The 23,204-nt window shown below is 57.1% G+C and carries 19 protein-coding genes; 10 read left to right on the top strand and 9 right to left on the bottom strand.

Annotation, left to right across the window (positions count from 1 at the left end; translation table 11 throughout):
• The first annotated feature begins 9 nt into the window (after positions 1–9).
• The 4 genes from ABUK12_RS16085 to ABUK12_RS16070 all read left to right on the top strand — a co-directional run bounded on the left by ABUK12_RS16085 (position 10) and on the right by ABUK12_RS16070 (position 5,993).
• On the top strand, positions 10–1,572 hold the full coding sequence (locus ABUK12_RS16085) for an ABC transporter substrate-binding protein (RefSeq protein ID WP_410012800.1): 1,563 nt from the start codon (positions 10–12) through the stop codon (positions 1,570–1,572).
• A gap of 106 nt (positions 1,573–1,678) precedes the next feature.
• Complete coding sequence (locus tag ABUK12_RS16080; RefSeq protein WP_410012799.1) at positions 1,679–2,932, top strand: MFS transporter; 1,254 nt, start codon at positions 1,679–1,681, stop codon at positions 2,930–2,932.
• 38 nt (positions 2,933–2,970) lie between these two features.
• Positions 2,971–4,968, top strand: coding sequence for a CocE/NonD family hydrolase (locus tag ABUK12_RS16075; RefSeq protein ID WP_410012798.1), 1,998 nt, complete (start codon positions 2,971–2,973; stop codon positions 4,966–4,968).
• 56 nt (positions 4,969–5,024) lie between these two features.
• Positions 5,025–5,993, top strand: coding sequence for a GlxA family transcriptional regulator (locus tag ABUK12_RS16070; protein ID WP_410012797.1), 969 nt, complete (start codon positions 5,025–5,027; stop codon positions 5,991–5,993).
• A gap of 108 nt (positions 5,994–6,101) precedes the next feature.
• Here the strand turns inward: ABUK12_RS16070 and ABUK12_RS16065 are convergent, their stop codons facing one another.
• A complete protein-coding gene (locus tag ABUK12_RS16065) occupies positions 6,102–6,872 on the bottom strand; it encodes a nitrilase-related carbon-nitrogen hydrolase (RefSeq protein ID WP_410012796.1) in 771 nt (256 codons plus the stop codon).
• Entirely contained in the window at positions 6,869–8,872 is a 2,004-nt protein-coding gene (locus ABUK12_RS16060) for a CocE/NonD family hydrolase (protein ID WP_410012795.1), read from the bottom strand. The genes ABUK12_RS16065 and ABUK12_RS16060 overlap by 4 nt, the downstream gene beginning before the upstream one ends.
• Positions 8,873–9,209: 337 nt before the next feature.
• Here ABUK12_RS16060 and ABUK12_RS16055 point away from each other — a divergent pair, with 337 nt between their 5' ends.
• The gene (locus tag ABUK12_RS16055) at positions 9,210–9,668 is read left to right on the top strand and encodes a GNAT family N-acetyltransferase (RefSeq protein ID WP_410012794.1); all 459 of its coding nucleotides are present in this window, start codon (positions 9,210–9,212) and stop codon (positions 9,666–9,668) included.
• Between the two features lie 99 nt (positions 9,669–9,767).
• Here the strand turns inward: ABUK12_RS16055 and ABUK12_RS16050 are convergent, their stop codons facing one another.
• The 5 genes from ABUK12_RS16050 to ABUK12_RS16030 all read right to left on the bottom strand — a co-directional run bounded on the left by ABUK12_RS16050 (position 9,768) and on the right by ABUK12_RS16030 (position 16,473).
• Positions 9,768–10,811: a type III polyketide synthase gene (locus tag ABUK12_RS16050; protein WP_410012793.1), complete on the bottom strand. Its 1,044-nt coding sequence runs from the start codon at positions 10,809–10,811 to the stop codon at positions 9,768–9,770.
• A 595-nt stretch (positions 10,812–11,406) separates the two neighbouring features.
• The gene (locus ABUK12_RS16045) at positions 11,407–12,441 is read right to left on the bottom strand and encodes a hypothetical protein (protein WP_410012792.1); all 1,035 of its coding nucleotides are present in this window, start codon (positions 12,439–12,441) and stop codon (positions 11,407–11,409) included.
• Between the two features lie 164 nt (positions 12,442–12,605).
• Complete coding sequence (locus ABUK12_RS16040) at positions 12,606–13,598, bottom strand: iron-containing redox enzyme family protein (RefSeq protein WP_410012791.1); 993 nt, start codon at positions 13,596–13,598, stop codon at positions 12,606–12,608.
• A 23-nt stretch (positions 13,599–13,621) separates the two neighbouring features.
• Positions 13,622–14,596: a hypothetical protein gene (locus ABUK12_RS16035; RefSeq protein ID WP_410012790.1), complete on the bottom strand. Its 975-nt coding sequence runs from the start codon at positions 14,594–14,596 to the stop codon at positions 13,622–13,624.
• 731 nt (positions 14,597–15,327) lie between these two features.
• On the bottom strand, positions 15,328–16,473 hold the full coding sequence (locus ABUK12_RS16030; RefSeq protein WP_410012789.1) for a winged helix-turn-helix domain-containing protein: 1,146 nt from the start codon (positions 16,471–16,473) through the stop codon (positions 15,328–15,330).
• A gap of 423 nt (positions 16,474–16,896) precedes the next feature.
• Here ABUK12_RS16030 and ABUK12_RS16025 point away from each other — a divergent pair, with 423 nt between their 5' ends.
• From ABUK12_RS16025 to ABUK12_RS16010, 4 genes are all read left to right on the top strand, one after another.
• Positions 16,897–17,592 carry an IclR family transcriptional regulator gene (locus ABUK12_RS16025; protein WP_410012788.1) on the top strand — a complete coding sequence of 232 codons (696 nt, stop codon included), beginning with the start codon at positions 16,897–16,899 and terminating at the stop codon, positions 17,590–17,592.
• A 35-nt stretch (positions 17,593–17,627) separates the two neighbouring features.
• Positions 17,628–18,380: a transporter substrate-binding domain-containing protein gene (locus ABUK12_RS16020; RefSeq protein ID WP_410012787.1), complete on the top strand. Its 753-nt coding sequence runs from the start codon at positions 17,628–17,630 to the stop codon at positions 18,378–18,380.
• 90 nt (positions 18,381–18,470) lie between these two features.
• Positions 18,471–19,145 carry an amino acid ABC transporter permease gene (locus ABUK12_RS16015; protein WP_410012786.1) on the top strand — a complete coding sequence of 225 codons (675 nt, stop codon included), beginning with the start codon at positions 18,471–18,473 and terminating at the stop codon, positions 19,143–19,145.
• 26 nt (positions 19,146–19,171) lie between these two features.
• Positions 19,172–19,918, top strand: a complete 747-nt coding sequence (locus ABUK12_RS16010) for an amino acid ABC transporter ATP-binding protein (protein ID WP_410016665.1) — start codon at positions 19,172–19,174, stop codon at positions 19,916–19,918.
• 96 nt (positions 19,919–20,014) lie between these two features.
• Here the strand turns inward: ABUK12_RS16010 and ABUK12_RS16005 are convergent, their stop codons facing one another.
• The gene (locus tag ABUK12_RS16005) at positions 20,015–21,037 is read right to left on the bottom strand and encodes a zinc-dependent alcohol dehydrogenase family protein (protein WP_410012785.1); all 1,023 of its coding nucleotides are present in this window, start codon (positions 21,035–21,037) and stop codon (positions 20,015–20,017) included.
• Between the two features lie 104 nt (positions 21,038–21,141).
• Here ABUK12_RS16005 and ABUK12_RS16000 point away from each other — a divergent pair, with 104 nt between their 5' ends.
• On the top strand, positions 21,142–22,047 hold the full coding sequence (locus ABUK12_RS16000; RefSeq protein ID WP_410012784.1) for a LysR substrate-binding domain-containing protein: 906 nt from the start codon (positions 21,142–21,144) through the stop codon (positions 22,045–22,047).
• A 165-nt stretch (positions 22,048–22,212) separates the two neighbouring features.
• Here ABUK12_RS16000 and ABUK12_RS15995 read toward each other — a convergent pair whose 3' ends face one another.
• A complete protein-coding gene (locus ABUK12_RS15995) occupies positions 22,213–23,121 on the bottom strand; it encodes a LysR family transcriptional regulator (protein ID WP_410012783.1) in 909 nt (302 codons plus the stop codon).
• Positions 23,122–23,204: the final 83 nt, after the last annotated feature.

The raw sequence follows: 23,204 nt of genomic DNA, 5'->3' as shown, positions 1-23,204 counted from the left end.
GGCCCCTCGATGAACAGACGTTCCCTTCTCAAGACGATGGCGATTCTCGCCGCGGGGGCTTCCAGCTCGCTGATGATCGGCGGCCAGAGGCTGGCCTTTGCCGCGGATAATAAAAATAAGATCCTGCGGGTGCAAAACGACCTGGATATTACCAACCTCGATCCGGCCAACCGCAGCGGCTGGTATGACGAAATGGTGATGTTCGCGGTGTACTCCGGCCTGTGCCAGTACAAGGCGGGCACCGAGTGGGGCTGGCAGTTGGATGCGGCTGAATCGCTGGAGCAGGTGGACCCGCTGACGGTGCATTTCAAGCTGAAGCCGGGCATAAAATGGACCGGCGACTTCGGCGAGATGACGGCGGAGGATGTTAAATACTCTTATGAACGTTTCCTTGACCCAAAACTGTCCGCCATCTATGCCTCCGACTGGGAGGCGTTGGATCACGTGGAAATCAAGGGCACCTATGAGGGCGTTATCCATCTCAAGCACCCGTTTGCGCCGTTGTTCACCAGCACTCTGCCGCACGCTTCAGGCCTGATCGTCTGTAAAAAAGCGGTGGAAGCCGCCAAGGACAAAAAAATCGCCACCGATCCGCTGGCGTCTTCCGGCCCGTATAAGATTGGCGAATGGCTGCCGCGCGAGCGGCTGACCCTGGTGCGCAATGAAAAATGGAGCGGCCCGCACAGTTTTTATGATCAGATCCAACTGGTGCCGATTGGCGATTTGAACACGGCGGAAATCGCCTTTGAAGCCGGCGATCTGGATATGACCAAAATCAACATCAGCGCCATACCCAAGTACCAGGGCGGCGTTGAAGGCACCACGCTTACCGTGCGGCCGGCGCTGGCCTATACTTGGCTCGGCATGAACGTTGATCATCCGCTGCTGAAAGACCTGCGGGTGCGCCGGGCCATCCAGCAGGCGATCGACGTGCCGTCCATCCTGGATGCCGCCTTCGGCGGCGCGGTGAAACCGGCGTTTGGCCTGGTGCCGCCGCCGCTGCCCGGCGCGCGCGGCAAAAATATCTATCCGTACTCCCCGGAGGCCGCCAAAAAGCTGCTCAAGGAAGCGGGCGTGTCCAATCTGCAACTGCGGCTGGACTTAACCACCTCCACCGACGGCGGCACCGTGGCGCAGGTGATCCAGGCGCAGCTGGCCGAAGTGGGCATCACGCTTAAAATCAATCAGATGGACGGCGCCGCTTTTGTCGCCGCGGGCCAGGAGTCCGAAGGCACCGCCTGGAAGGACGCGCAGCTGCGCATGACCACATTCACCACCGCGCCGGACGCCAGCTGGGTTACCGCGTGGTTTACCTGCAGCCAGGTGGGCATCTGGAACACCCAGCGCACCTGCGACAAGGCATGGGATCAGTTGAATCTTGAGGCGGCCAATGAGCTGGATCAGGCTAAACGGGCCGCCATGTACGTCAAGCTGCAGGATCAGCTGGAAGAGACCGGCGCCTATGTCTTTTTATATCACGGCAGCAACGCCTGGGTGACACCCGCCGCTATCCATGGCGCCTGGACGCCCGACGGCCAGTGGCCGTTGTTCCGCGAAATCAAAAGCGTCTGATCGGCCGGTTTTACCGCCCGGGCGGGTAGCGCCGGGCTTTATCACTGAAAAAAAGAATATCGGCCCGGGCTGTTGAGTGCGCCCGGCGCCGGATGTGGGAGCTTCCTTGACTACTGCCCGTATTCCCCTCGCCCCGAAAAAAAGCGTACGCACCGCCGCCAGCGCACTGAGACATCCCAACTACCGACGGTTTTTCGGCGGTCAGCTGTTATCGGTGATTGGCAGCTGGATTCATACCATCGCCCTGGGCTGGCTGATTTGGCGGCTGGGCGTGTCGTCGCCGGTGATGCTCGGGCTGCTGGCGTTTTGCAGCCAGGGACCCATTCTGCTGTTTGGTTTGTTTACCGGCGTTATCGTCGATCGCTGCGATCGGCGCCGTCTGGTGCTGGCCACGCAAATCGGCCTGACGCTGCTGGTGGCGCTGCTGTCGATACTGACGTTAAACCATTGGATTACCGGGGAAATCGCTATTGTCATCGCCCTCGGCCTGGGCCTTATCAGCGCGTTTGATCTGCCGGGCCGGCAGTCACTGGTGGTCGACCTGGTGGAATATAACGACCTGGGCAACGCGCTGGCGCTGAACTCGGTTATTTTTAACGGCGCCCGCCTGATTGGACCGGCGCTGGGCGGCGTGCTGGTGGATACCGTCGGGGAAGGGTGGTGTTTCGCCTTTATCGCCGCCTCTTATGTGCCGCTGATTCTGTTTTTATCCACCATGCGTATTCCTCAGCGTCCACCGGTAACGCGCGACGGCAACCTGCTGACGGAAATGGCGGAAGGGTTGGCCTTTCTGCGCCAGGATCCCGACGCCCTGCGCATCCTGCTGCTGGTCGGGCTGTGCAGCCTGACCAGCGTGCCCTATTTTTCCTTTCTGCCCATGCTGGCGGATACGGTGTTGCAAGGGGGCCCCGCCGGGTCGGGCATTTTAATGAGCATTACCGGCGTTGGCGCGCTTATGGCCGCCCTGCGCCTGGCATGGAGCAGCGATATCGGCAAGATGCGCCCCTGGCCGATGTGGGCGGCGCTGATGCTGGGCATCTCGCAGATATGCCTGGGCCTGTCGCATCTGTTCTGGCTCAGCGCCCTGATAGCCGCGCCGATAGGCTATGCCATATTGACCCAGAACCTCAGCTCGAACTCGCTGCTCCAGCACCGGGTGCCCGACGCCCTGCGCGGCCGGCTGATGTCGTTTTATTCCATGATGCTGATAGGCACCGTGCCCATCGGCGCCATCATCTGCGGCGGCGCGGCCGAACTGCTCGGCCTGCCGCTGACCATGATCATCGGCGGCCTGGCATGCCTGGCGGGCGTCGCCGCCATTGCCGGCTGGGACCATTTCGGCGCCCGGCGCAACGCATGATTTCCCCTTTTCAGCCCTTATCGCCGGGAGGCACCCGCATGTCTGACATCGTTGAACCATCACTCGTGGTACCGCCATATCGCCAAATCGTTATTCCGCTGTCGGATGGCGTGCAGCTCGCCGCCCGGCTATGGCTGCCGGAAGGCGCGGCGCGAGTCCCCCTGGTGCTGGAATGGATCCCGTACCGCCAGTCCGATAATACGGCGGTGGGGGATGCGATGATCCATGGTTTTTTTGCCGCCCACGGCATGGCCGCCATGCGTATCGACCTGCGCGGCAGCGGCAACTCCACCGGGTTGCTGCAAGACGAGTATCTGGCCCGTGAGCAGGACGACGCGGTGGAAGTTATCGCCTGGATTGCCGCCCAGGAATGGAGCAACGGCAGTGTCGGCATGATCGGCATCTCCTGGGGCGGTTTTGCCGCGCTGCAAATCGCCGCCCGCCGCCCGCCGGCGTTGAAGGCCATTATTACCTGCTGCTCCACCGACGATCGTTATGCCGACGACGTGCATTTTATGGGCGGGGCGCTGCTGACCGACGGGCTGCAATGGGGCAGCGGCTTGTTTACCCAACTGGGACGGCCGCTGGACCCGGCCCATGTGGGCGAAAGCTGGCGCAGCCTGTGGCTGGAACGCCTTAACGGCATGGAGCCGCCGCTTGGCCGGTGGCTGGCGCATATGGAGCGCGACGATTTCTGGCGGCATGGTTCGGTGTGCGAAAACTACGATGATATCCAATGCGCGGTCTATGCGGTGGGCGGCTGGACCGACGGTTATTCAGACGCCATTCTGCGCCTGATGGCTAATCTGAAGGTGCCGCGCAAAGGGCTAATCGGTCCCTGGACCCATATCTATCCCAACTGGGGCACGCCGGGGCCGGCTATCGACTTCCTCGGCGTTTGCCTGCGCTTCTGGCGGCAATGGCTGCTGGGGGAGGAGACCGGCATCATGGACGAGCCGATGCTGGATCTCTGGCAGGGGGAAAACCTGCGTTCCGAACCGTCGTCGCTGACCCTGGACGGTCATTGGATCAGCGCGCCGGGCTGGCCGGTGGGATCGCAACCCCGGGATTTCTACCTGTCCGGCGGCGGGCTAGCCGACAGCGCGCCCGCGCCCGCCTCACCGCGGGTGATAGCCACGCCCATGCACTGCGGCCTGATGGGCGGCGAATGGTGCCCGCTGGACGGCGGCGGCAATGCCCCTGAATTCCAGGCCGATCAGCGCCAGGACGACGGCCTGTCGGTCTGTTTTGATACGCCGGTCCTCGGCGAACCGCTGACCCTGTGCGGCAAAGCCGGGCTGGAGGTGGATATCGCCTTTGACAGCCCCTCCGCCATGCTGATATTGCGCCTTAACGAGGTGGCGGCCGACGGCCGCTCAGCCCGCATAACCTTTGGCATTCACCGGCTGGTGCGTCCCGATGTGCCGGCGGGGCAGGCTTTCCGCGTGGTTTTGCCGTTGAAAGGCGTGGCCTACCGTTTCTCCGCCGGTTGCCGGATACGTCTGGCGCTCTCCACCACCTATTGGCCGATGGCCTGGGCGGAACCGGGGCAGGGGCCGGTTACGCTGTGGCCGCACGGCGCGGTGTTGCGCCTGCCGTCCCGGCCTGCCGGCGTAGTGGATCGCGCGCGGCCGTTTGGCCCCGCCCGCTCGGCACCCGCGCTTGCGCATGAAGTGCTGGCCCCGGAAATCACGTCGCGCCAGGCGCTGTGGGACGCGGCCAGCGGCACGCACCGCCTGACCATGGATGCCCAGCGACAGCAAACCCGCATCGGCGAGCTGAGTTTTGACGGCGAGGGCCATGAGTCTTACGTCATTGGCGCCACCCCTGAAAGCGCCCGCTGGGAGGCGGTGCGGATGCAGCGTTACACCCGGCCCGGCTGGCATATCGCGCTACGCAGTGAAACCTCCCTGGCCTGGAAGGACGGCGGCCTGATCCTGACCTCGGCTTATGAGGCGCAGGAAAACGGGCAGGTGGTGTTCGAGCGGCGGTGGGAACAACACTTCGCCGCCAGAATTAGCGGCAAACGCGGCTGATTACGTTACTATGGTGAACATGACGGGCTTATTGGTGCGTAACCGGATTCAGTAATATGCAGTCAAACGACCCCATCGTGTTCACTTTCCTGCTGGGTCATGATTTTTCCATGATGAGCCTGGCATCGGCTATCGAGCCGCTGCGCTCCTATAACCGGCTCTACGAGGCGAAAACCTTCGCCTGGCACCTGGCCAGCCTGGCCGGGGAGCCGGTCGAGGCGGCCAACGGCATTCCCTTTCCTACCGTGCCGGTTAACGATGTGCTGCCGGTGTCCCACTATCTGTTTATCTGCGGCGGCGAACGCGTGGTGGCGCCCAGGTTCGAGCGCGGCTACCTTAAGGCGGTGCGGCAGGCGGCCCGGGCCGGACTGTTTATCGGCTCGCTGTCCACCGGCACCTTTCTGTTGGCCAAATGCGGCCTGCTGAAGGGATATCGCTGTACTATTCATTGGGAAAGCCGCACGGCGTTCGGGGAAAGTTATCCGGAGATTAACTGTACCCGCAAAATCTTCGAGATCGATCGCAACCGGCTGACCTGCTCCGGCGGAACGGCGGCGATGGATATGATGCTGACCCTGATTGCCGAGCGTTATGGCGACGATCGCGCCACCGCCGTCGCCAATCAGTTCCATCATGAACGCATCCGCAGCGCCGCCGACGATCAGCGGGGCGGCCGCCCCACCCAGGGACCGATCCCGGCGACGCTCGCATCGGCCATCGCCATTATGCAGACCCATATCGAAGACCCCCTACCGCTGCCGGATATCTCGGCACGGGTGGGTATCGGCAGCCGCCAGCTGGAACGGCTCTTCGCCCGCTATTTCGCCAGGACGCCGCAGCGTTATTATCTGGAGCTGCGCCTGGAGCAGGCGCGGGAAATGCTGATCTATTCCGACCTGTCGATTATCGATATCGCGGTATCCGTCGGCTTCAGTTCCACATCGCACTTCGCCGGCGGCTTCAGGCGCGCGTTCGGCGTCCTGCCGTCGGATATGCGGCGCGCCAGGCATGCCCGAAACCGCTGATGCCGCTCAATACCGCGGCGGACCTGCCGCTGTGGCGCCAGCCCGCATCCCGCGGCAACGCTTGGCCGGCGCTCGGCCGGTCATATCGAAAGTCAAATCCGAACGGATTTAATAAAGATCGGCCCTGCGGTCCGCCAGATAAGGATGGTCGCGCCGCCACGCTTTTAACGTTTCCAGGCTGATTTGCGCCGTGATAAACGCCGCTGCGCCGGAGGACGCCGTCGCGATAATGGCGCCGTCCGGGCCGGCTACGCGGCTTTGCCCGACGCAGGGGAACGCGCCGCTGTCATCGCCGCGATTGGCAAAGGCGACAAAACAGCCGTTTTCATAAGCGCGGGCGGGCACCGTATGGCGCGGCACCACGTCATAACCGGCGCTGGTGGCGCTGACGCACAGCAGGCAATCCATGCCGTTTGCCGCCAGAAAACGCGCCGCTTCGGGGAAATCCAGGTCGTAGCAGATCAGCAAACCAAAGTTCACTCCCTCAAGCACCACGTTGACCAGGCGTCCGCCGGGACGGAACAGCGTGGTTTCATAACCGGACCACAGATGGACCTTACGGTAATTCGCCAGCACCCGGCCATGGCGATCGATCAGGCGCAGCGCATTGTACAGCCCGTCGGCGCCCTGCTCGGCATAACCGAAGGCCAATGCCTGCCGTTTTTCCCGCGCCAGCTCCGCCAGCGCCCGCAGTATGGCGTCGCCCTGCGCCAACGCCATACTGCGGATGCGTCCGGGTTCGTCATAACCGCACAGGGCCAGCTCCGGCAGCATCACCAGATCGGCCTGCGGCAGGGCCTCCATCGCCGCGCGTACCCAGGCCACGATCTCCTCCCGCCCGCCGGGCGCGCCGGCGACCTGGGCGATACCGATGTTCATGGCGTCTCTCCGTCAGGAAGGGCGGCGGGGAAAAAGGGGAAATACTCATCCCAGCGGCGCGAAAAGAAGGGGCGGTCATGATCAAACGCGTCCAGGCTGGATTCGAGCCGCCATCCGTCGTTATCCGCGCTCAGGCGGTGGGTCACCTCCAGCCTGGCATGCCAGTCGCCGCGCTGGAAACCGGCGCTGCGCACCGCCTGCGAGGTGGCGGATAACGGGTCGAGGGCATTCACTTTATAGGTTTCCCGGCCCAGGGCATCCAGGCGCAGGCCGGTTTCTTCCAGCAGCAGCGCCCCCAGGTTGCGCACCACTTCCAGGGTAGTGTCGCCGTCATCCATATCCCGGATCAGGCGCAGGCGCCCCCGCTGCGGCGGCACCAGAACCCGTGCGGGCACGGCCGGCGGCGACCAGGGCGCGCCCAAATCCGGCGCGGCGCAGGGGGCCGTGGCCTCGCTGCGCAGCGGCAGGTCAATAGCGCCGCCGTGCAGCGTCAGGACCGCGCGCGCCGGGAGAGGCGCGGCCAGCGGCCAGTAGGCGGTTGAAACGGCCACGCGCAGGCGAAAGCCGGCGGGCAGCTCAAACGCGACGGCCTTAAGCGGCAGCCGGACGGTATAACGCTCGCCGGGCACCAGCGGCTCGCAGCGATCGTGGCCGTTACGCTGGGTCAGGTTGAGCAGACCGTAGGTGATACGGATAGAGACGCCGTCCGGGCCCACCGCGTTCAGGCGTACCGCAATCATGGCCTGCCGTCGATCGGCGGCCAACTGAATATTGATGACCGGCCGGCCCACGATTTGCAGCGCCGCCACCGTTGCCGGGCCGTCAAAACAGGCGGAGCCGGCATCATCCCCGCGCTGGTCGCCGGGCATATCCGGGCCCCACCCATAGGGGCACCATTCGCCCGAGGCGATACCGGTGGTGGCCGGCGAGCAGACGCTGACGGCAAACGGCTCCGGCGCGTCCTCGCGCAACCCCCCGGGAGAGAGGTGCAAGCGCCGCGGGACTGTAGCGCCGGCGGGCCATTGACGCTCGGCGGCCCACCGGCCACGCCGCACGGTATAACGGGCGCGGGGAGGTTCCGCCTCCTGCAGCCAGTAGGTCAGCATCGGTTCGTCCATGATGCCGGTCGGTTTATTGCCGAGCCAGTGATCGAACCAGCGGGTGACATAACCGATAAAATCAATTTGCGGCCCCGGCGTGGCGATATGGGGGAAGGCGTGTCCCCAGGGGCCGATCAGCCCTTTACGCGGTCCGGACAGGTTTTCCAGCAGGCGCAGTACGGTATTGGTATAGCCGTCCGCCCAGCCGCCGATCGCCAGTACCGGTATCTGGATAGCGGAATAGTCCTCGCACACCGATCCGCTGCGCCAATAGTCATCACGCACCGCATGTCGCATCCAGCGCGCGGCGGGCGGCGGGTCCATGGCCTGGAGCCGTTCCAGCCACATCTCCCGCCAGCGTTCACCGACGATGGCGGGATCGGGCGGTGTCGGCGTCCAGGTAAACAGCGTGGCGCCGTATTGCAGGTTATCGTTAAGCAGCACGCCGCCCATATAATGCATATCGTCGGCATAGCGGTCATCGGTCGAGCAGGCGGTGACAATTGCCTTCAGCGCAGGCGGGCGCAGGGCGGCGATTTGCAGCGCGTTAAAGCCGCTCCAGGAAATGCCTATCATACCCACCGCGCCCGCGCACCAAGGCTGCGCGGCAATCCAGGCAATCACTTCACAGGCATCCGCCCATTCCTGCGCCGTATATTCGTCGTTCATCAGGCCGTCGGAATCGCCCGCGCCGCGCATATCGACCCTGATCGCGGCATAACCGGCGCCGGCCAGCGCCGGATGCAGGATGGCATCGTCGCCGCGATGGCGATCCCGCCGCCGGTAGGGCAGGTATTCCAGTATCGCCGGCACCGGTTCCGGGCTGTCCGGCAGCCAGAGGCGCGCCGCCAGCCGGCAGCCGTCCGCCAGGGTAATCCATACCGTTTCCTCTATCCGCATGGGCATTTTTCCGCGCTGGTCGTCATGGTTCTATCTTTACACAGCGGCAGGCGCGGGCCATGATGAATACGACAAGATTTGCCATAAATACGACACATTTTCCAGCCGGGGCCGGGCCGGGGGGGAGGTCGTCCCTGCCGCGTGCGCGGCCTGGTAAGCATACCCTATTGTCCCGCGGGAAATTGACGTACTATATTCGGCGGGACGCATCGCGCCTTAGGGACGGCATGCCCTGCCAAGCGAGTGCGCGCCGGATTTGCGGCCATCTCAAACAGCGCCGGCGTTAATGACACCGCGCCGGCATCTCTTCAAGCCCGACCCTTGCTGTAGGAATCCGATGAACCTGGACTGGTATGACTGGCACCAAAGCGAACTGACGCCACAGAGACTGTATGACATCCTGGCCTTGCGTAACGCGGTGTTTATTATCGAGCAAAATTGCATTTACCAAGATGTGGACGGCCGGGATCTGGTGGGCGACAACCGCCATGTGGCGGGTTATCTGGACGGTGAGCTTAGCGCGTATGCCCGTATTCTGGATGAGGGTGACCAATTGGCCATCGGCCGCGTCATCGTGGCGGCCAAGGCCCGCGGCATGAACCTGGGCCTGCAGTTGATGGCGCGTGCGCTGTCGGCATGCGCGGCGCATTGGCCTGAACGGACCGTTCATCTGTCCGCCCAGGCGCATTTGCAGCCGTTTTATGCCCGGTTAGGTTTCCGCGCGGTAACGGAGGTGTATGACGAAGACGGCATACCCCATATCGGCATGGATAATTACCGGCCGCCGTCAGCGTAAGCAGGGTCCCGCTAAACCAGCAGCCCGCGGTGCAGGCTTCTCGATGACAGCCTTATCATCGTCGGGCCGCGCCGCCGGCCCGGGATAAATATATCGGCATTATTCCCATTGCGATAAGCTCATTTCAGCGACGATGCCCGGCCCGAAACCCGCGATTATTGCTTTTCCCCCTGCGCTGAATACGCTGGATTCATGCATTCGCCGGTAGGCTTCGAATACCACGGAACTGGCGATATTGCCGCAATTCACCAACGTGTCGCGGCTAAATGAAAATTGCTCCCTTTGTACGCCCAGATATTTACACAAATCATCCAGTATTCTTGGTCCGCCCGCATGGATAATATAATAATCAAGCTTGTCGATCTCCCAGCCATGCTTCTGGGCAAACTCCGTCATCACCGGCGCCAGGGGTTTCATCGTACCCGGCACGCGTTTATCCAGCCGGAAATGGAAGCCGGTATCTTTTACGGCGTAGCGGATCCATTCATCGGTCTGCGCAATGAGATAACTGCAGTTGCGCTGTAGCTCCAGCCCGTGGCCGGAATGGGAGGTGACCGCCGCCGCGGTTATCGCATCGCCAAACAGGCCGTCGGAAAGAAGACTGCCGATATCATCGTCGGTAGGCTGGTAGCTTAGCGAACAGAATTCGCAGCTGACGATCAACACATTGCTGCCGGGATGCGCGCTGATAAAATCAAGCGCCCGGTTTATCGCAGCGCCGCCCGCGGCACAGCCCATTTGTGATATAGGGATTTGCACGGTATCAAGCGGCATGCCCATTTTATTGATAAGCCATGCGGTCAAGGACGGCATCAAAAAGCCCGAGCAGGAAACATAAATTATCGCTGAAACATCCCTGGCGGAAATATCCGCATGGCTCAGGGCTTCTTCAATCACACCCGGAACAAGCCGTTTTGATTGATATTCAAAAATCGCATTCCTGTAACCAAAGCCAGGATGAAGGGATGCAAGCTCAATGGGTTGAATGATATGTCTTTTTTTAACTCCGGTGTGGGTGATGAGTTCGATTGCCTTGTCCAGGTTGGGACTGTCCTTGAATTCCCTTTTCGCTAATTCAATCGTATCTTCCAAGGTAATAACATATTCCGGAAGGTAAATGGCTGGTTTGTGCAGTGTAGGCATTTTTTGTATGGCTCCATAATATCTTTATAATAAGTTAATGCGCTGAATGACATCTCTAATTAATAAAAATTAACCGCTTTAAGATTGGTTGTCCGCAATCAGTTTGTCAATCCTGATAATCCATTGCAGATGGAAAAAATGTTATTTTAAAAATGGCACAATTTTTATTAAATGAGTTGTGTTGACCTGTTTTTTCAGGAGAGGGCTGATTAAGGATCGGGAATAAATATCGGCTTAACTCGTCAGAAATAATTCTTTGCACATAATATTTTCTTATGGAATATGCCTTATTTTTATATATCGGCATTATGTGTTAAATAAACTCATTAGCAATGATATTGGCAATAATAACAGAGGTTAACCAGTCGAATATACCATTGCCGATATGAAAAATAGGGTAAAATATAGGCTCTGTTAAGCGAGAAATGGCGTGCATGGTGTGGCGATATTATAAAAAATATATATTGATATTTTCATGATAAGTTAATTAATTATTAATATGTCATGGTGTGAAACCCGCTACCGTTGCCTGAAAAAGGGTGAAAACCACCACCGCCAACACGCCAACACGCCAACAAAGGCGGATGGCGGTGGCTTAATCGTTACCCAGGCGAAGCAGCGCGATCAGGCCCATCAGGACGATGGTAAACGTAATGGCCAGGCTGGCGTCGGCATTGCGGGTCAGCCAAAAAATAGCCTGAGTGCCGCCTTCACCCAGCGCGCCGGAAAATGATAATAATCCGAGGTAAAATGTCTTGCGCTGGGTAAATCGGGTCCGCATGGCCAGACCGTACAACTGCCCGAAGGCGAGATAGCCGCCGAAGGCCAAGACCGACAGCGCAAACAGCAGAATATAAAAATTATGCTGACACAGTACGAATAACAGCAATGCCGCCAGAATCGCCATCAAGCCGATACCGGCATTAAACGTCGTGTTATGCTGGAATAGATTGATATGTTTGAGCAGGAAGAACAGCGCCACAACGACGACGGCATCAAACGATAGCCAGATATTTACACCGTCCCGCCCCAGGAAATGTGCATCAAGCGAGGGCAAAATGATATAAACAACAGAACAGGCCGCCCATACGGAAAGCACCGCGACCCAAATAAGGAAAAACCTTTTATCAAAACTTGGCAGCTTATCGCATCCCATGATGCGATGCTCCTGTGAGCCAACCTGGCCGAGACGGAAAAAATTACCAATAAACATCATTAAAATTAATAGAATAACCGTCATCATGCCCTGGTAGAACCGGGTGGGAAAAAAAGCGAAAAATGGACTAATAAATGCCGACGCATTTATCAGCATTAAGTGAATATTGAAAATATCATGATTGACGCTATTCCCCGCCAGCATTTTGGCATCCCGATCGGCTGATTCAATCAAGCTCACCATCATCGTGGCGGCGGCCCCGCCGCCAATGCCCGCCAGCAGCGCGAAGCCATATGACCAATGCGGAACCTGGACGTAGGCCATAAACAGTAAGGATGCCGATTCAATTATTATCCCAGTGATAAAGATCAGTTCCCGCCGGATAAACCGGCTCAGGTAACTGAACAGTAGCGGCGTGCAGCGGTACATAAATAGGAGAAATGAGTAAAATAATCCCGTTTGTGCAATACTCATTTGTCCGGCGCCTGTCATTTTCAACGGTAAAACAATCGCGACGCCGAGAAAGAGCAGGCGTTCTAGAAAATGCGCGGATAGCAAATTAAACAAACGGTATCCCGCAAGCCTGATGGCCCTTTCATTTTTTCCGGCAACATTTCCTTTGTTTAATAAGTTTAACATCAGTAATTATACACTCTTCTCAGGTCGTTTTTTTGGCTATAAAAATCGACTATCTGCCTATCCTCCTCATTGAGCATTTCAATGAGGCTGCAAATATGTACTAATATCACATTCTGCTCTTCAGCGGAGATGACCGGGATCTCCTTCAGCAGGTTCAGCGTGATAAGGCCATGCTCTCCTTCTTCATTGATATCAGAATGTTTTATTATTGGCGTATAGAAATTTTCCGGAAGGCCATTTTTAATGCAAGCGTTAATGAATGCTTCATTAAAAATATGGCTTGGCGTTTCAAACAACAACAGCGCACAAATGAAGCTTAATAAATGCTGCCTGGCATAGACGCCAAGGCTGGCATTGGCCATAAAAGTAGCAGGTAACGGCTGGCGGGCTGATAAAACCGATTCATCAATGCCAACCGTATCAAGGCAGGCTATTAGCATTTTATCATGATCATATTCCTCGACAAACAGGTTTAACAGCCGGCTGCGGATAGGGTTATTGACGTTATGGCTTAAGGCGGGCGCAATAATCGCCGGGGACATGTGTACCAGATGATAGTACTCCATGGCAAAACCTATTATTTCATTATTGGTAATTTTACCAGAAAGCATTCTGCTATAAAATGGTGAATCACCAGCATTGTATTGCCACTTTCTGATGACGGGTATCAGGCGAGAGTAATAAAAATCATCCCCGCTGAGCGCTCCGGAGGGTTGTGTTTGCATACCGTCGTCTATCAGCCCCAGTTGGTCGAGGTGTTTGATAACGTCATTGCAGCTGAAACTTTCTTCTTCAGGGAATTTTTCTATCAATTGCAAGATATTGTATTTACCTTTGGCTAAGGTTTTCAGAAAGGCAAGCAGGCTGTTTTTGGCTTCCGTTCCTACGGTAATGTCGCAACCCTGCTCATGGTAGTGCAACGAAATCCCGCTATCAATAACCGTAATGGCGACCCCTTTCCTGAGCCGTGGTAAACAGAAAAAATTGTTCATAAGAGATATCCTCCCTTGCTGGGTTATATCGATCGCACAAGGCTGGTGGCATCAGAATAATGCTCCCAAATGGCACGATAATAGGCGTCGTATAATTCTACAAAAAGGTGGGTTTGCCTTTTCATCCTGATCAAATTTTCTCTAGATACTACGGGGATGGTTGATAGTAACTGTCGGCCAAAGCTGGCATGGTTATGTTCAATATTTATCAGCGAATGAGATTTTATTTTTTCGATAAATTGAGCATCCATCTTGCCGGATTTTTCCATGGCAATGACATAGCTGTCTACCGCGCAGTCTTTACCCTCCAGTACTTCCATGGTGCTAAAGAAGAACAGCGGATCGCTGGCCGACCAATAGGCGAGGGAATTGGCCAGACCCAGCGTTTCCGGCAGCGGGACCGACGCGATGATGTTGTTTTCGTCAATACCGAGTAACGCCAACGCTGAAAGGATAATCTCAGCATGGCCATGCTCGCTGCAAAAGACGGCGTTCATTGCCTGCCGGGTCTTCCTGCATCCGTGGAAATAAAGGGCATGGGCATCGAACGAGCTGCCACGGGCAAGCAAATGATAATTTTCAATCGCCATACCGATAAAGACATTTTCCGGCACGTCATCGGGTTCATTACATTTTTGCCAGAATATGTTGTTATATAATGATTTATCCATCAGACGATTTTGGAGATCTTCTATTTCGAGTATGGCCTGTTTTCCGGTGATAAACTCTGTTGGAATGTTTCTGGTGAGCAACCCAGATTCAGACAGGCATTCTATCAGCAAGGTGGCGTCTTCACAGGTCAGGTGGGTTTTGTTTTTCTTAATGATGTCAGGAATGGATGTTTTTCCATCTAATAATAACAAGAATTCATAGGCTTCGTTTGGCGTCACCGGTAATACGTTAATGGTGAACTCATCTTCATCAGTGATCGCCAATAAATGATTGTTAGACAATGAAAGCGTACAATTTAAATGGGGACAGTAGTTTAAGTCGCTCATGACAATGACTCCATGAAGAAAGGCATCTCATGGAGATGCCTTATTGGTTTGGGTTATCATAGGTGCGATGGCATCAGGACAGGACGGGTTTTTTTAGCCACAATGATAATTTTGCGTTTAGTCATATTCATGATTGCTTCTCCTTTGGGTTAAAATGCGTGCCGGCTATCAACACGCACGTGATATTTAATTTATATTGCAATGTAAAGTGGTAAAATATCTATTTAAATTATTATTATTGAAGTCAATATGCGCGTAAAAATACACAGTTATTTATAAAGATAATAATAAATAAGTAATAATGATAGTATTTATTTTATTGTAATAAACTTTGCTTTTGTAATGACTTATGATGGATAACCCTTAAATGTGGCCAATGACTTTACCCTAAATCATAGGAATGAAGATTGCAATATCAAAATTAAATTAACTGCTCTGATAGAGGAAGTGTTAATTTTTACCCTTTCTTCCGCGAGTATTCTAAAATCAAGTGAAACATAATTTATGTGATTATATAATTTGCTAATTGAATAGAGTGCTGTTGCAGGCCGGATTAATTTTCTTGCAGCGCGAGATGAATCATCTCATTATTCACTGTGTGGTACGCTTGTTACGCTGCCTGTAATTATGCACGATAAACAACCCATCAGCTGCTGCCATGGCCTTGTCGTGGGCACGCCGCGGGCGGCATTTCACCGTATGAAGGTTTTTGCGCGCCACCCGCCGGCTATCTACCCTTTTTGGAACAGTTCGAACCGGCCCAAGGCCTCGTCGATGGCAATGCGCAGATCCGGCCGCGGCTCCGTGAACCAGGTCCACTTTTGTACCATTAGCCTGCCCGCCGGACGATCCATCTTGAGATCGAGCGCGGCCACGATCTCATCCCCTACCAGCACCGGCAGCGCAAAATAACCCAGTACCCTTTTATCGGCGGGCACATAGGCCTCGAACCGATGTTCATACCCAAAAAACAGGTGTAGCCGCTTGCGCTGGATGATCAGGGGATCGAAGGGTGACAGAATGGCGGTACGGGGAGTCACTAACGGTTCAATGCTATTTTCCAGCGCCGCCGGAACGACCCAATGCTGGCTTTTCGCGTGGTTCTCGATATGGACCGGCACCAATTGCTTTTTCTTTACCGCCGCGTCAATCAGCGTACGCACCGCCGCCTTGGCCCCGGCATTGCCGAAACAAATGGAATCCAGGCTGACCATGCCCTGGGAACGCACGGCGCGCGCCAAAAGATAGTGGGCGAACTGCTGGGCGGTTGCCGGGCGGGGCCGGCGGGGCCAAGCGAAATGGCGGGCGGATAAATCATAGCTTTTTAGCATGCCGGTGCGTTTGCTCACCGTCAGGTCGCCGCTGAAAAAGCCATAACGCAGCGCGCGCCGTGACGGCTTGCGGCTGCCCCACGGATGCGTCTTCTCAACCAGCACGTCATCGTTGATATCCCGGATCGACAGCGCCCCGTCGTCACGGATGCGTTTTAGCAGCGCGGCGTAATGCTGTGCATCCATGTCGGCATACGACGCATGAGGCCTGGCGCGAAACTGATTCATGGCCGGCAGGTACATGCGGTAATCCGACGTCGGCACGTAGGCCAGGGCATGTGTCCAGTATTCAAAGACCGATTTAGCCTCCGACTGGGACTGCTCAAGGTCGACGCGTCGATAGGCGGGAATACGGGTATGGAGAATATGATGGTGGCTGCGCTCGATGACGTTGATGGTATCGATCTGCACATACCCGAGATGTTCAGTGGCTAAACGTACGGCGTCAGGCCCTTCGCCGAAAGGGGCGGGGATATCGAGCCGCTGCGCCCGCAGCCAGATCGCGCGGGCCTGCCGTGCGGTTACCGGGATAGAAGATAGGGTCATAATGTTAGCTTTTCACCATGATGGGAAAAATGCCGGGCATGGTTCACCTGAGCGTGATTGACGGGTTAAACAGGTTATGCGGGTCAGCATCAGGCGGTTTTATTTCGCCGACTGTATGACGGTATATTACTGGCCTATTTTACGCTTGTCTGCATCCTCCGCGCTTTTCCCCATAATGGTGCGTCCATCCCTTTTTAGTGCAAGCATTCCTTTTGTCGCGCGTTTTACATACGTTAATAACCGCAGGGTACCCCGATAAAAACCAGCATTCCCGTGTAATGGGATTCTGTTCCCATACTGTGGCATGGATCCTGCTTAACAAGGTTACGTCCTTTGCTTAATACGAAGCCGCCGATGTCCATTTACTCAGCATCCATGCCGGTCCAGGGTCGGGAAAATATTTCCTCCCATGAACGTGTTTTAATGATTTTAAAAGTGCTGGCGCAATTTGGCCGTCCGGTCAACGCGGCGGAGTTAATGAAGGCGACCGGCCTGGCCAAGAGTACGCTTTACCGCCAGTTGGTGATGTTGAAGCGTTGGGGGTTTGTTTTTGAATCAGGCAATTTATATGCCCCCGGCCCGGTCAGCCTGCAGCTCGCCCTGGGCTTTAACACCGTGTCGCTGCTGACGCACCATGGCCGGCCGGAAATGCAATGGCTCTCGGATCTTGCACGCGAAACGGTGGCCATCACGGTTGCCGTGGATGCCCAGGCGGTCTGCGTCGATATGATCGAGGCGCCCCAGTCTCTGCGCTGCTCTTTCGAAAAAGGACGCAGCCTGCCGTTAAGGGATGGCGCCACCGCTAAATGTCTGTTGGCCCACCTGCCTGACCTGCAACAGCAATCTATCCTGCAGGCGGAATTTCCCGATCCGGCCGAGAGAAACGACAGGCTGGCGCAATTACAGGACATCCGTACCCAAGGTTATGCCTGCAGCCAGGGTGAGGTTGACGACGGCGTCTGGGGGATTAGCGCGCCCTTGTTTGCCTCCGGCGCGTTTGTGCTGGGCGTGTTATCGCTGATGGCGCCTTGGCAACGGGCCGTTGACCGGCAGCCGCAATTGATAAGCCTCGCCATCGAGGCCGCGGGACGTATCAATAAGCGCCTGCGGGCAAGCTGATTTTTACTCTTTTATTCATTCAAAAGGAAAGAACCATGTCCATTATCCGTCCCGTATTAACCCGCCTGTTTGTCGCCGGCATGTTATGCCTGTCCGCAACGTCTTTTACCCAGGCCGCCGAACCGATTAAAGCGGTAACAGACGCCACTTTCCCGCCCATGGAATATATGGAAAACGGAAAGTTTGCCGGGTTTGATATCGAGCTGGTCGAGGCGATTGGCAAGGTACTTAACCGGCCCATCGCCTGGACCAATGTGGATTTTAAAGGACTGGTGCCCAGCGTGACCGCCAACCGGGCCGATATCGCCGTCTCCGCTATCTATATCACCCCGGCGCGCGCGGAAGTCGTCGACTTTACCCACGCTTACCTGAGCGGCGGCCTGGTGGCGATGGTCAAAGAGGACAACACGACGATCAAAACCCTGGATGACCTGAAAGGCAAAAAAATAAGCGTCCAGGTGGGGACCAAATCGGTGCAATGGCTGCACGACAATATTCCGTCGGCCCAATTGGTCGAGGTGGAGAAAAACCAGCAGATGTTCAGCCTGGTGGATATCGGACGTGTCGATGCCGCGGTCACCGGCAAACCGGCGGCGTTCCAATATGCGCGCACCAAAGGCGGCGTCCGGATATTGGCCGATCAGCTGACATCCGAAGAATATGGTATTGCCGTACAGAAGAACCAGCCAAAGCTTACGGCGGAGATCAACGGGGCGCTTGACCAGCTCAAGGCCAACGGTACTTATGCCGCCCTGGTGCAAAAATGGTTCCCTACCGCTGCCAAGTAAGCATGTCGCGATGAGGCATTGGCATCCTGTCTTCGGCTGTTACGCTTTGATGTAACTCTTTGTATCCGAGGCACAATCGACGGAAATACTATGACCCTAGACCTGAACTTTTCACCCGTCTTTGCCGGGGCCGGACTGTTGCTTCAAGGCACGATAGTGACCGTTGAAATCACGCTTTGCGCATTGCTGTTGAGTTGTACGCTTGGATTGCTGTTAGGCATCGGCCGTCTCAATCCCGAACGGCGCGTTATCTATGCCCTGTGCAGCGCCTACGTCGCGTTGATCAGGGGCACGCCGCTTCTGGTGCAGCTGTTTATTTGGTATTACGGCCTTCCCCGGCTTGGCCTGGTGCTGCCGTCGTTTTTCTGCGGTGTTATCGGCCTGGGATTGTATTCGAGCGCCTACGTGGCGGAAGTGGTGCGCGGCGCGATCCAGTCCATCGAAAAAGGGCAGAATGAAGCGGCGCGATCGTTGGGTATGTCCGGCGGCCAGGCAATGTACAAGATTATCCTGCCGCAGGCGGTTATCCGGATGATACCGCCGCTCGGCAATGAGTTTATCGCGTTAATCAAGAATTCGGCGCTGGTGTCGCTTATCACCATCCAGGATGTGATGCAGGCGGGCTCGACGATTATCAGTAACTCTTACCGGGATCTGGAAACCTATCTGGTGATTGCCGCCGTGTATTTTTTCCTGACCGGAATCTCAGTGCTGGCGTTGCGTTATTGTGAACAACGGCTCAAATCGAAGGGGGCGCTGCAATGACAGAATCACGCGCTATGGGCAATCCCATTATCAGGATCCGCCGTCTCGGCAAACGCTTTGGCGCCAACCGGGTGCTTAACGGTATCGATTTTGAGGTCTTCCCCGGCCAGGTGGTCGTGATTATCGGGCCCAGCGGGTCGGGCAAAAGCACTTTCCTGCGCTGCTGCAACGGGCTTGAGCAAGCGGAAGAAGGCGACATTGAGATTTGCGGCAGCACCCTGATAAAACAGGGGAAAATGTTGCCTGACGTTGAGCTTAACGAACTGCGCAAAAACGTCGGCATGGTTTTCCAGTCGTTTAATTTATTTCCTCATCTGAGCGTACTGGACAATATTTGCGTCGCTCCCCAGATGCTGCGTAACCTTAAAAAAACCGACGCCCGGGCGCAGGCGGTTAAACTGTTGGGCAAAGTCGGTTTGGCAGCCAAAGCGTATGCCATGCCCAACAGCCTGTCCGGCGGTCAAAAACAGCGGGTCGCCATTGCCCGCGCGCTGGCGATGGAGCCGCTGGTGATGCTGTTCGACGAGCCGACGTCCGCGTTGGATCCCGAACTGGTGGGCGAGGTGCTGCGGGTCATGAAAATGTTAGCCCAGGACGGCATGACCATGATTGTGGTGACGCATGAAATGGCCTTCGCCCAGGAAGTGGCCGATGTGGTGGTGGTCATGGACGACGGGGTGATAATCGAGGCGGGCCCGCCCGCCGCTATTTTCGGCGCGCCGAGGGAAGCGCGGACCAGGACCTTCCTGCAAAGCGTACTGTCCCGCGCATGACAGCCCCGGCGCCGCTGCGCCATCGGCCGGCGGTCTGCCATGAGCGCTCCCGACCTGATGTGCCGCCGCCTGCTTCCGCGCTGCGCAAGGGCGTATTCAGCACGTCAGCACTATTTTTCCGAACGGGCCGCGATCGAGATGATCCAAGGCATCGGGCAGTTGATCGAATCCGTATTGCCGGTCGATCACCGGCTTCAGGCCGATAGTATCCACGGCGCGCACCAGATCTTCCAGCGCGCGTCGGTGGCCGACGCCAATGCCCTGGATGACCGGCGATTTCAGCAGCAATGGGCCGCCGGGGCCGCTGATGTCAAATCCCTCAAACACGCCGATCACTGAAATAGTACCGTGGACGGCCACGGCGCGAATCGAATTCGCCAGGTTGGGGCCGCCGACGGTATCGATAATATGGTCGATGCCCCGGTCCTGCGTCAGGCTATAAACCGATTCCACCCAATCGCCGTTCAGGCGGTTGATGCCGTAATCGGCGCCCAGGGCCTTGGCGCGGGCCAGCTTTTCATCGCTGCCGGAGGTGACGTACACCGTTGCGCCGTGCGCTTTGGCAATCTGCAGGGCCAGCAGCGCCACGCCGCCGGTGCCCTGCACCAGCACCGAGTCCCCGGCGCGCAGGCGGCCGCGCTCCACCAGGGCGAACCAGGCGGTCAGACCGGCGCAAGGCAGGGTACTGGCCTGCGCGTCGTCAAGCGTGGCGGGGGAGGCGGATACCCAGTCTTCATGCAAAATCACATATTCCGCCAGTACGCCTTGCAGGGCGCCGCCCAGGGTAATATAGGGCGGCGTGCGGGCATTACCCCCTGGCTTCCCGTCGATCCAGCCGGGCGTAAAATTCGATATCACCCGATCGCCGGCCTTGAACCGGGTGGTGCCCGCGCCGGTGGCATCAATCACGCCGGCCATATCCGACGCCGGGGTAAACGGCAGCGGCAGATCCAGCCCCATGCCGGTTTCGATAGCCAGCTTATCGCGGTAATTGAGGGAAACGGCGTTCACTTTTACCCGGATTTCACGGGGTCCCGGCTGCGGGACGGCGATCTCGGTCAGCTTAAGATTTCCACGCCCAATAGCGTCCATCGTCCAGCGTTGCATGGTGTCGGCCATGATGTCCTCCTGATAATAAAATGTGTTACGTCAGGATAGCGTTGATATCACGTCGCCAGTGGCGATAATATTTCCAAATATTGTTTCCAAAAAGGCGACAACCTATGACGGATCGGCTGAAAGGTATTTCGGTGTTTGTCACCTCGGTCGAAGCGGGCAGTTTTGCCCTGGCGGCCAGCCGGCTGCATCTCTCCCGTTCGGCGGTGGGCAAGACCATAGCCCGGCTTGAGCAGCGCCTCGGCGTACGTTTGTTCCAGCGCACCACCCGCAGCCAAAGCCTGACCGCTGACGGCGCGTTATTTTACGAACGCTGCCAGCGGGCGCTGGAGGAGATCCACACCGCCGAAACCTTGCTGGAAACCGGTAAACAGCAGGTCAGCGGTCGCTTACGGGTATCAATGCCGGTGCTGTTCGGCCGTCTGTGCGCCGCGCCGCTGTTGATCGAGCTGACACGGGAGCATCCCGGGCTGGAGCTGGAGCTTTCGTTCAGCGATCGCATCGTGGATTTGATCGAGGACGGCTACGATTTGGCTATCCGCAACGGGCCTTTACCCGACAGCGCCCGGCTGGTGGCGCGCCGTATCGGCGATCACCGCATGACCTTCTGCGCCTCGCCCGGTTACCTGGCACGGGCCGGCACGCCGCATACCCTTGCGTCACTGGCCCGCCTTGAGACGGTGGCTTATTTGCGCGCGGGAATGTTACAGCATTGGCAGGTTAGTCTGCCCGACGGCACGGTGGAAGAAGTGGTGCCAAAAACGCGTCTGTTAATGGATGATTTACAGGCGATCGCGGATACCGCCGCCGCCGGCTTCGGTATTGCCTGGCTGCCCTGCTGGCTGGTACGGCAACGATTGCAGCAAGGTGAATTGGTCCAGGTACTGGCGGAATACGCGGGCGTTTTTTTTCAGTCCTATGCCGTATGGCCCAAGACCACTCACCTGCCGCTGAAGGTCCGGCTGGCGGTGGACCGTCTGGCGGAGAGATTGGCGACCAGTATGAGTTTGTAGGGGGTGATGATACTGATCTCTTGCAGTAGTCAGGAAACCTGATGGGCGCCAAGCAAAACCGATAATAGAAGATAAAAACCGGCCCGATCGGGTGGACATAGTCGAAGATGAGCTTAACGTATCATGACATTAACCAGCAGAAAAAACCGAGCTGCCGGAATGAAGTCATGGCTTATTGTCTCGACATACAGGCGTTTTAACCACCGGGGAGCAGGCAAACGCGTCATTAATCGCCGCTGTCACCACTCTCACTCGCCCAGAAGTCCAAACATCAGGATTGACCACCAGCCAAATATCGGCGGAGTCGATGCGCGACGGCATCACGTTAATCAGTTCCGGGCAGCATCGTTGCACTATTTCGCGCGCCATCATGCTGATACCCATCCCTTCCCTGACGGCATCCATCAGCAATAACTGCGAGGCGGTTTCCATCACGACAGTGCCGTTGGTCAGGGGCTCGCCACACAACTCCTGCCAGTACTGTGGCAACACCTCGCGGGGGAACATTACCAGATCATGCCCCGCAAAGGCGCTGCCGGCCAACGGCAGGCCATGCCGTGACACATAGTCCGCCGAGGCGTACAACCCCATATGGACAGTGGCCAGGCGACGTATGATTAAACTGCCGTCCGTCGGACGTGCACTGCGCACCGCCAGATCGGCCTCGCCTCGTTTGATGTCCAATAGCGCAGGAGCGGTGGAGAGCGTCACGGTAATATTGGGATGGGACCGGCGCAGTCCGCGCAGGGCCGGTAATAAAAAACAACGCGCCAGCGCTTCCGTCGAGGCGATATGTACCGTGCCGGCGAGCGAGCTATCCAAACCGACGGTTTTGCGCCGTATTGCCGCGGCCGCGGCTTCCATCATTTCCGCTTCCGGCACCAATAATTTTCCTGCCGCCGTCAGTCTATAGCCCTCGGGATGACGGGTAAACAGGCCGGTTATTAACTCCCGTTCCAGGGTACGCAGGCGGCGGGCGACGGTGGCCTGATCGACGCCGAGGCTGAGGGCTGCCGCGCGTAAACTGCCGGTACGGGCGATTGCCAAGAAATAACGCGTGTTATCCCAGTTCATGCTCTCCCCACGGCAATTTTGCCGCACCTGGTGTTATTCCTGCTGCATTTTAAGCCTTTAGATTTCCTTTTACACTCACTGCT

Source organism: Sodalis sp. C49 (genome assembly GCF_046352915.1).
Taxonomy (GTDB): Bacteria; Pseudomonadota; Gammaproteobacteria; order Enterobacterales; family Enterobacteriaceae; genus Acerihabitans.
This window is presented reverse-complemented; position numbering and strand designations above follow the sequence as displayed.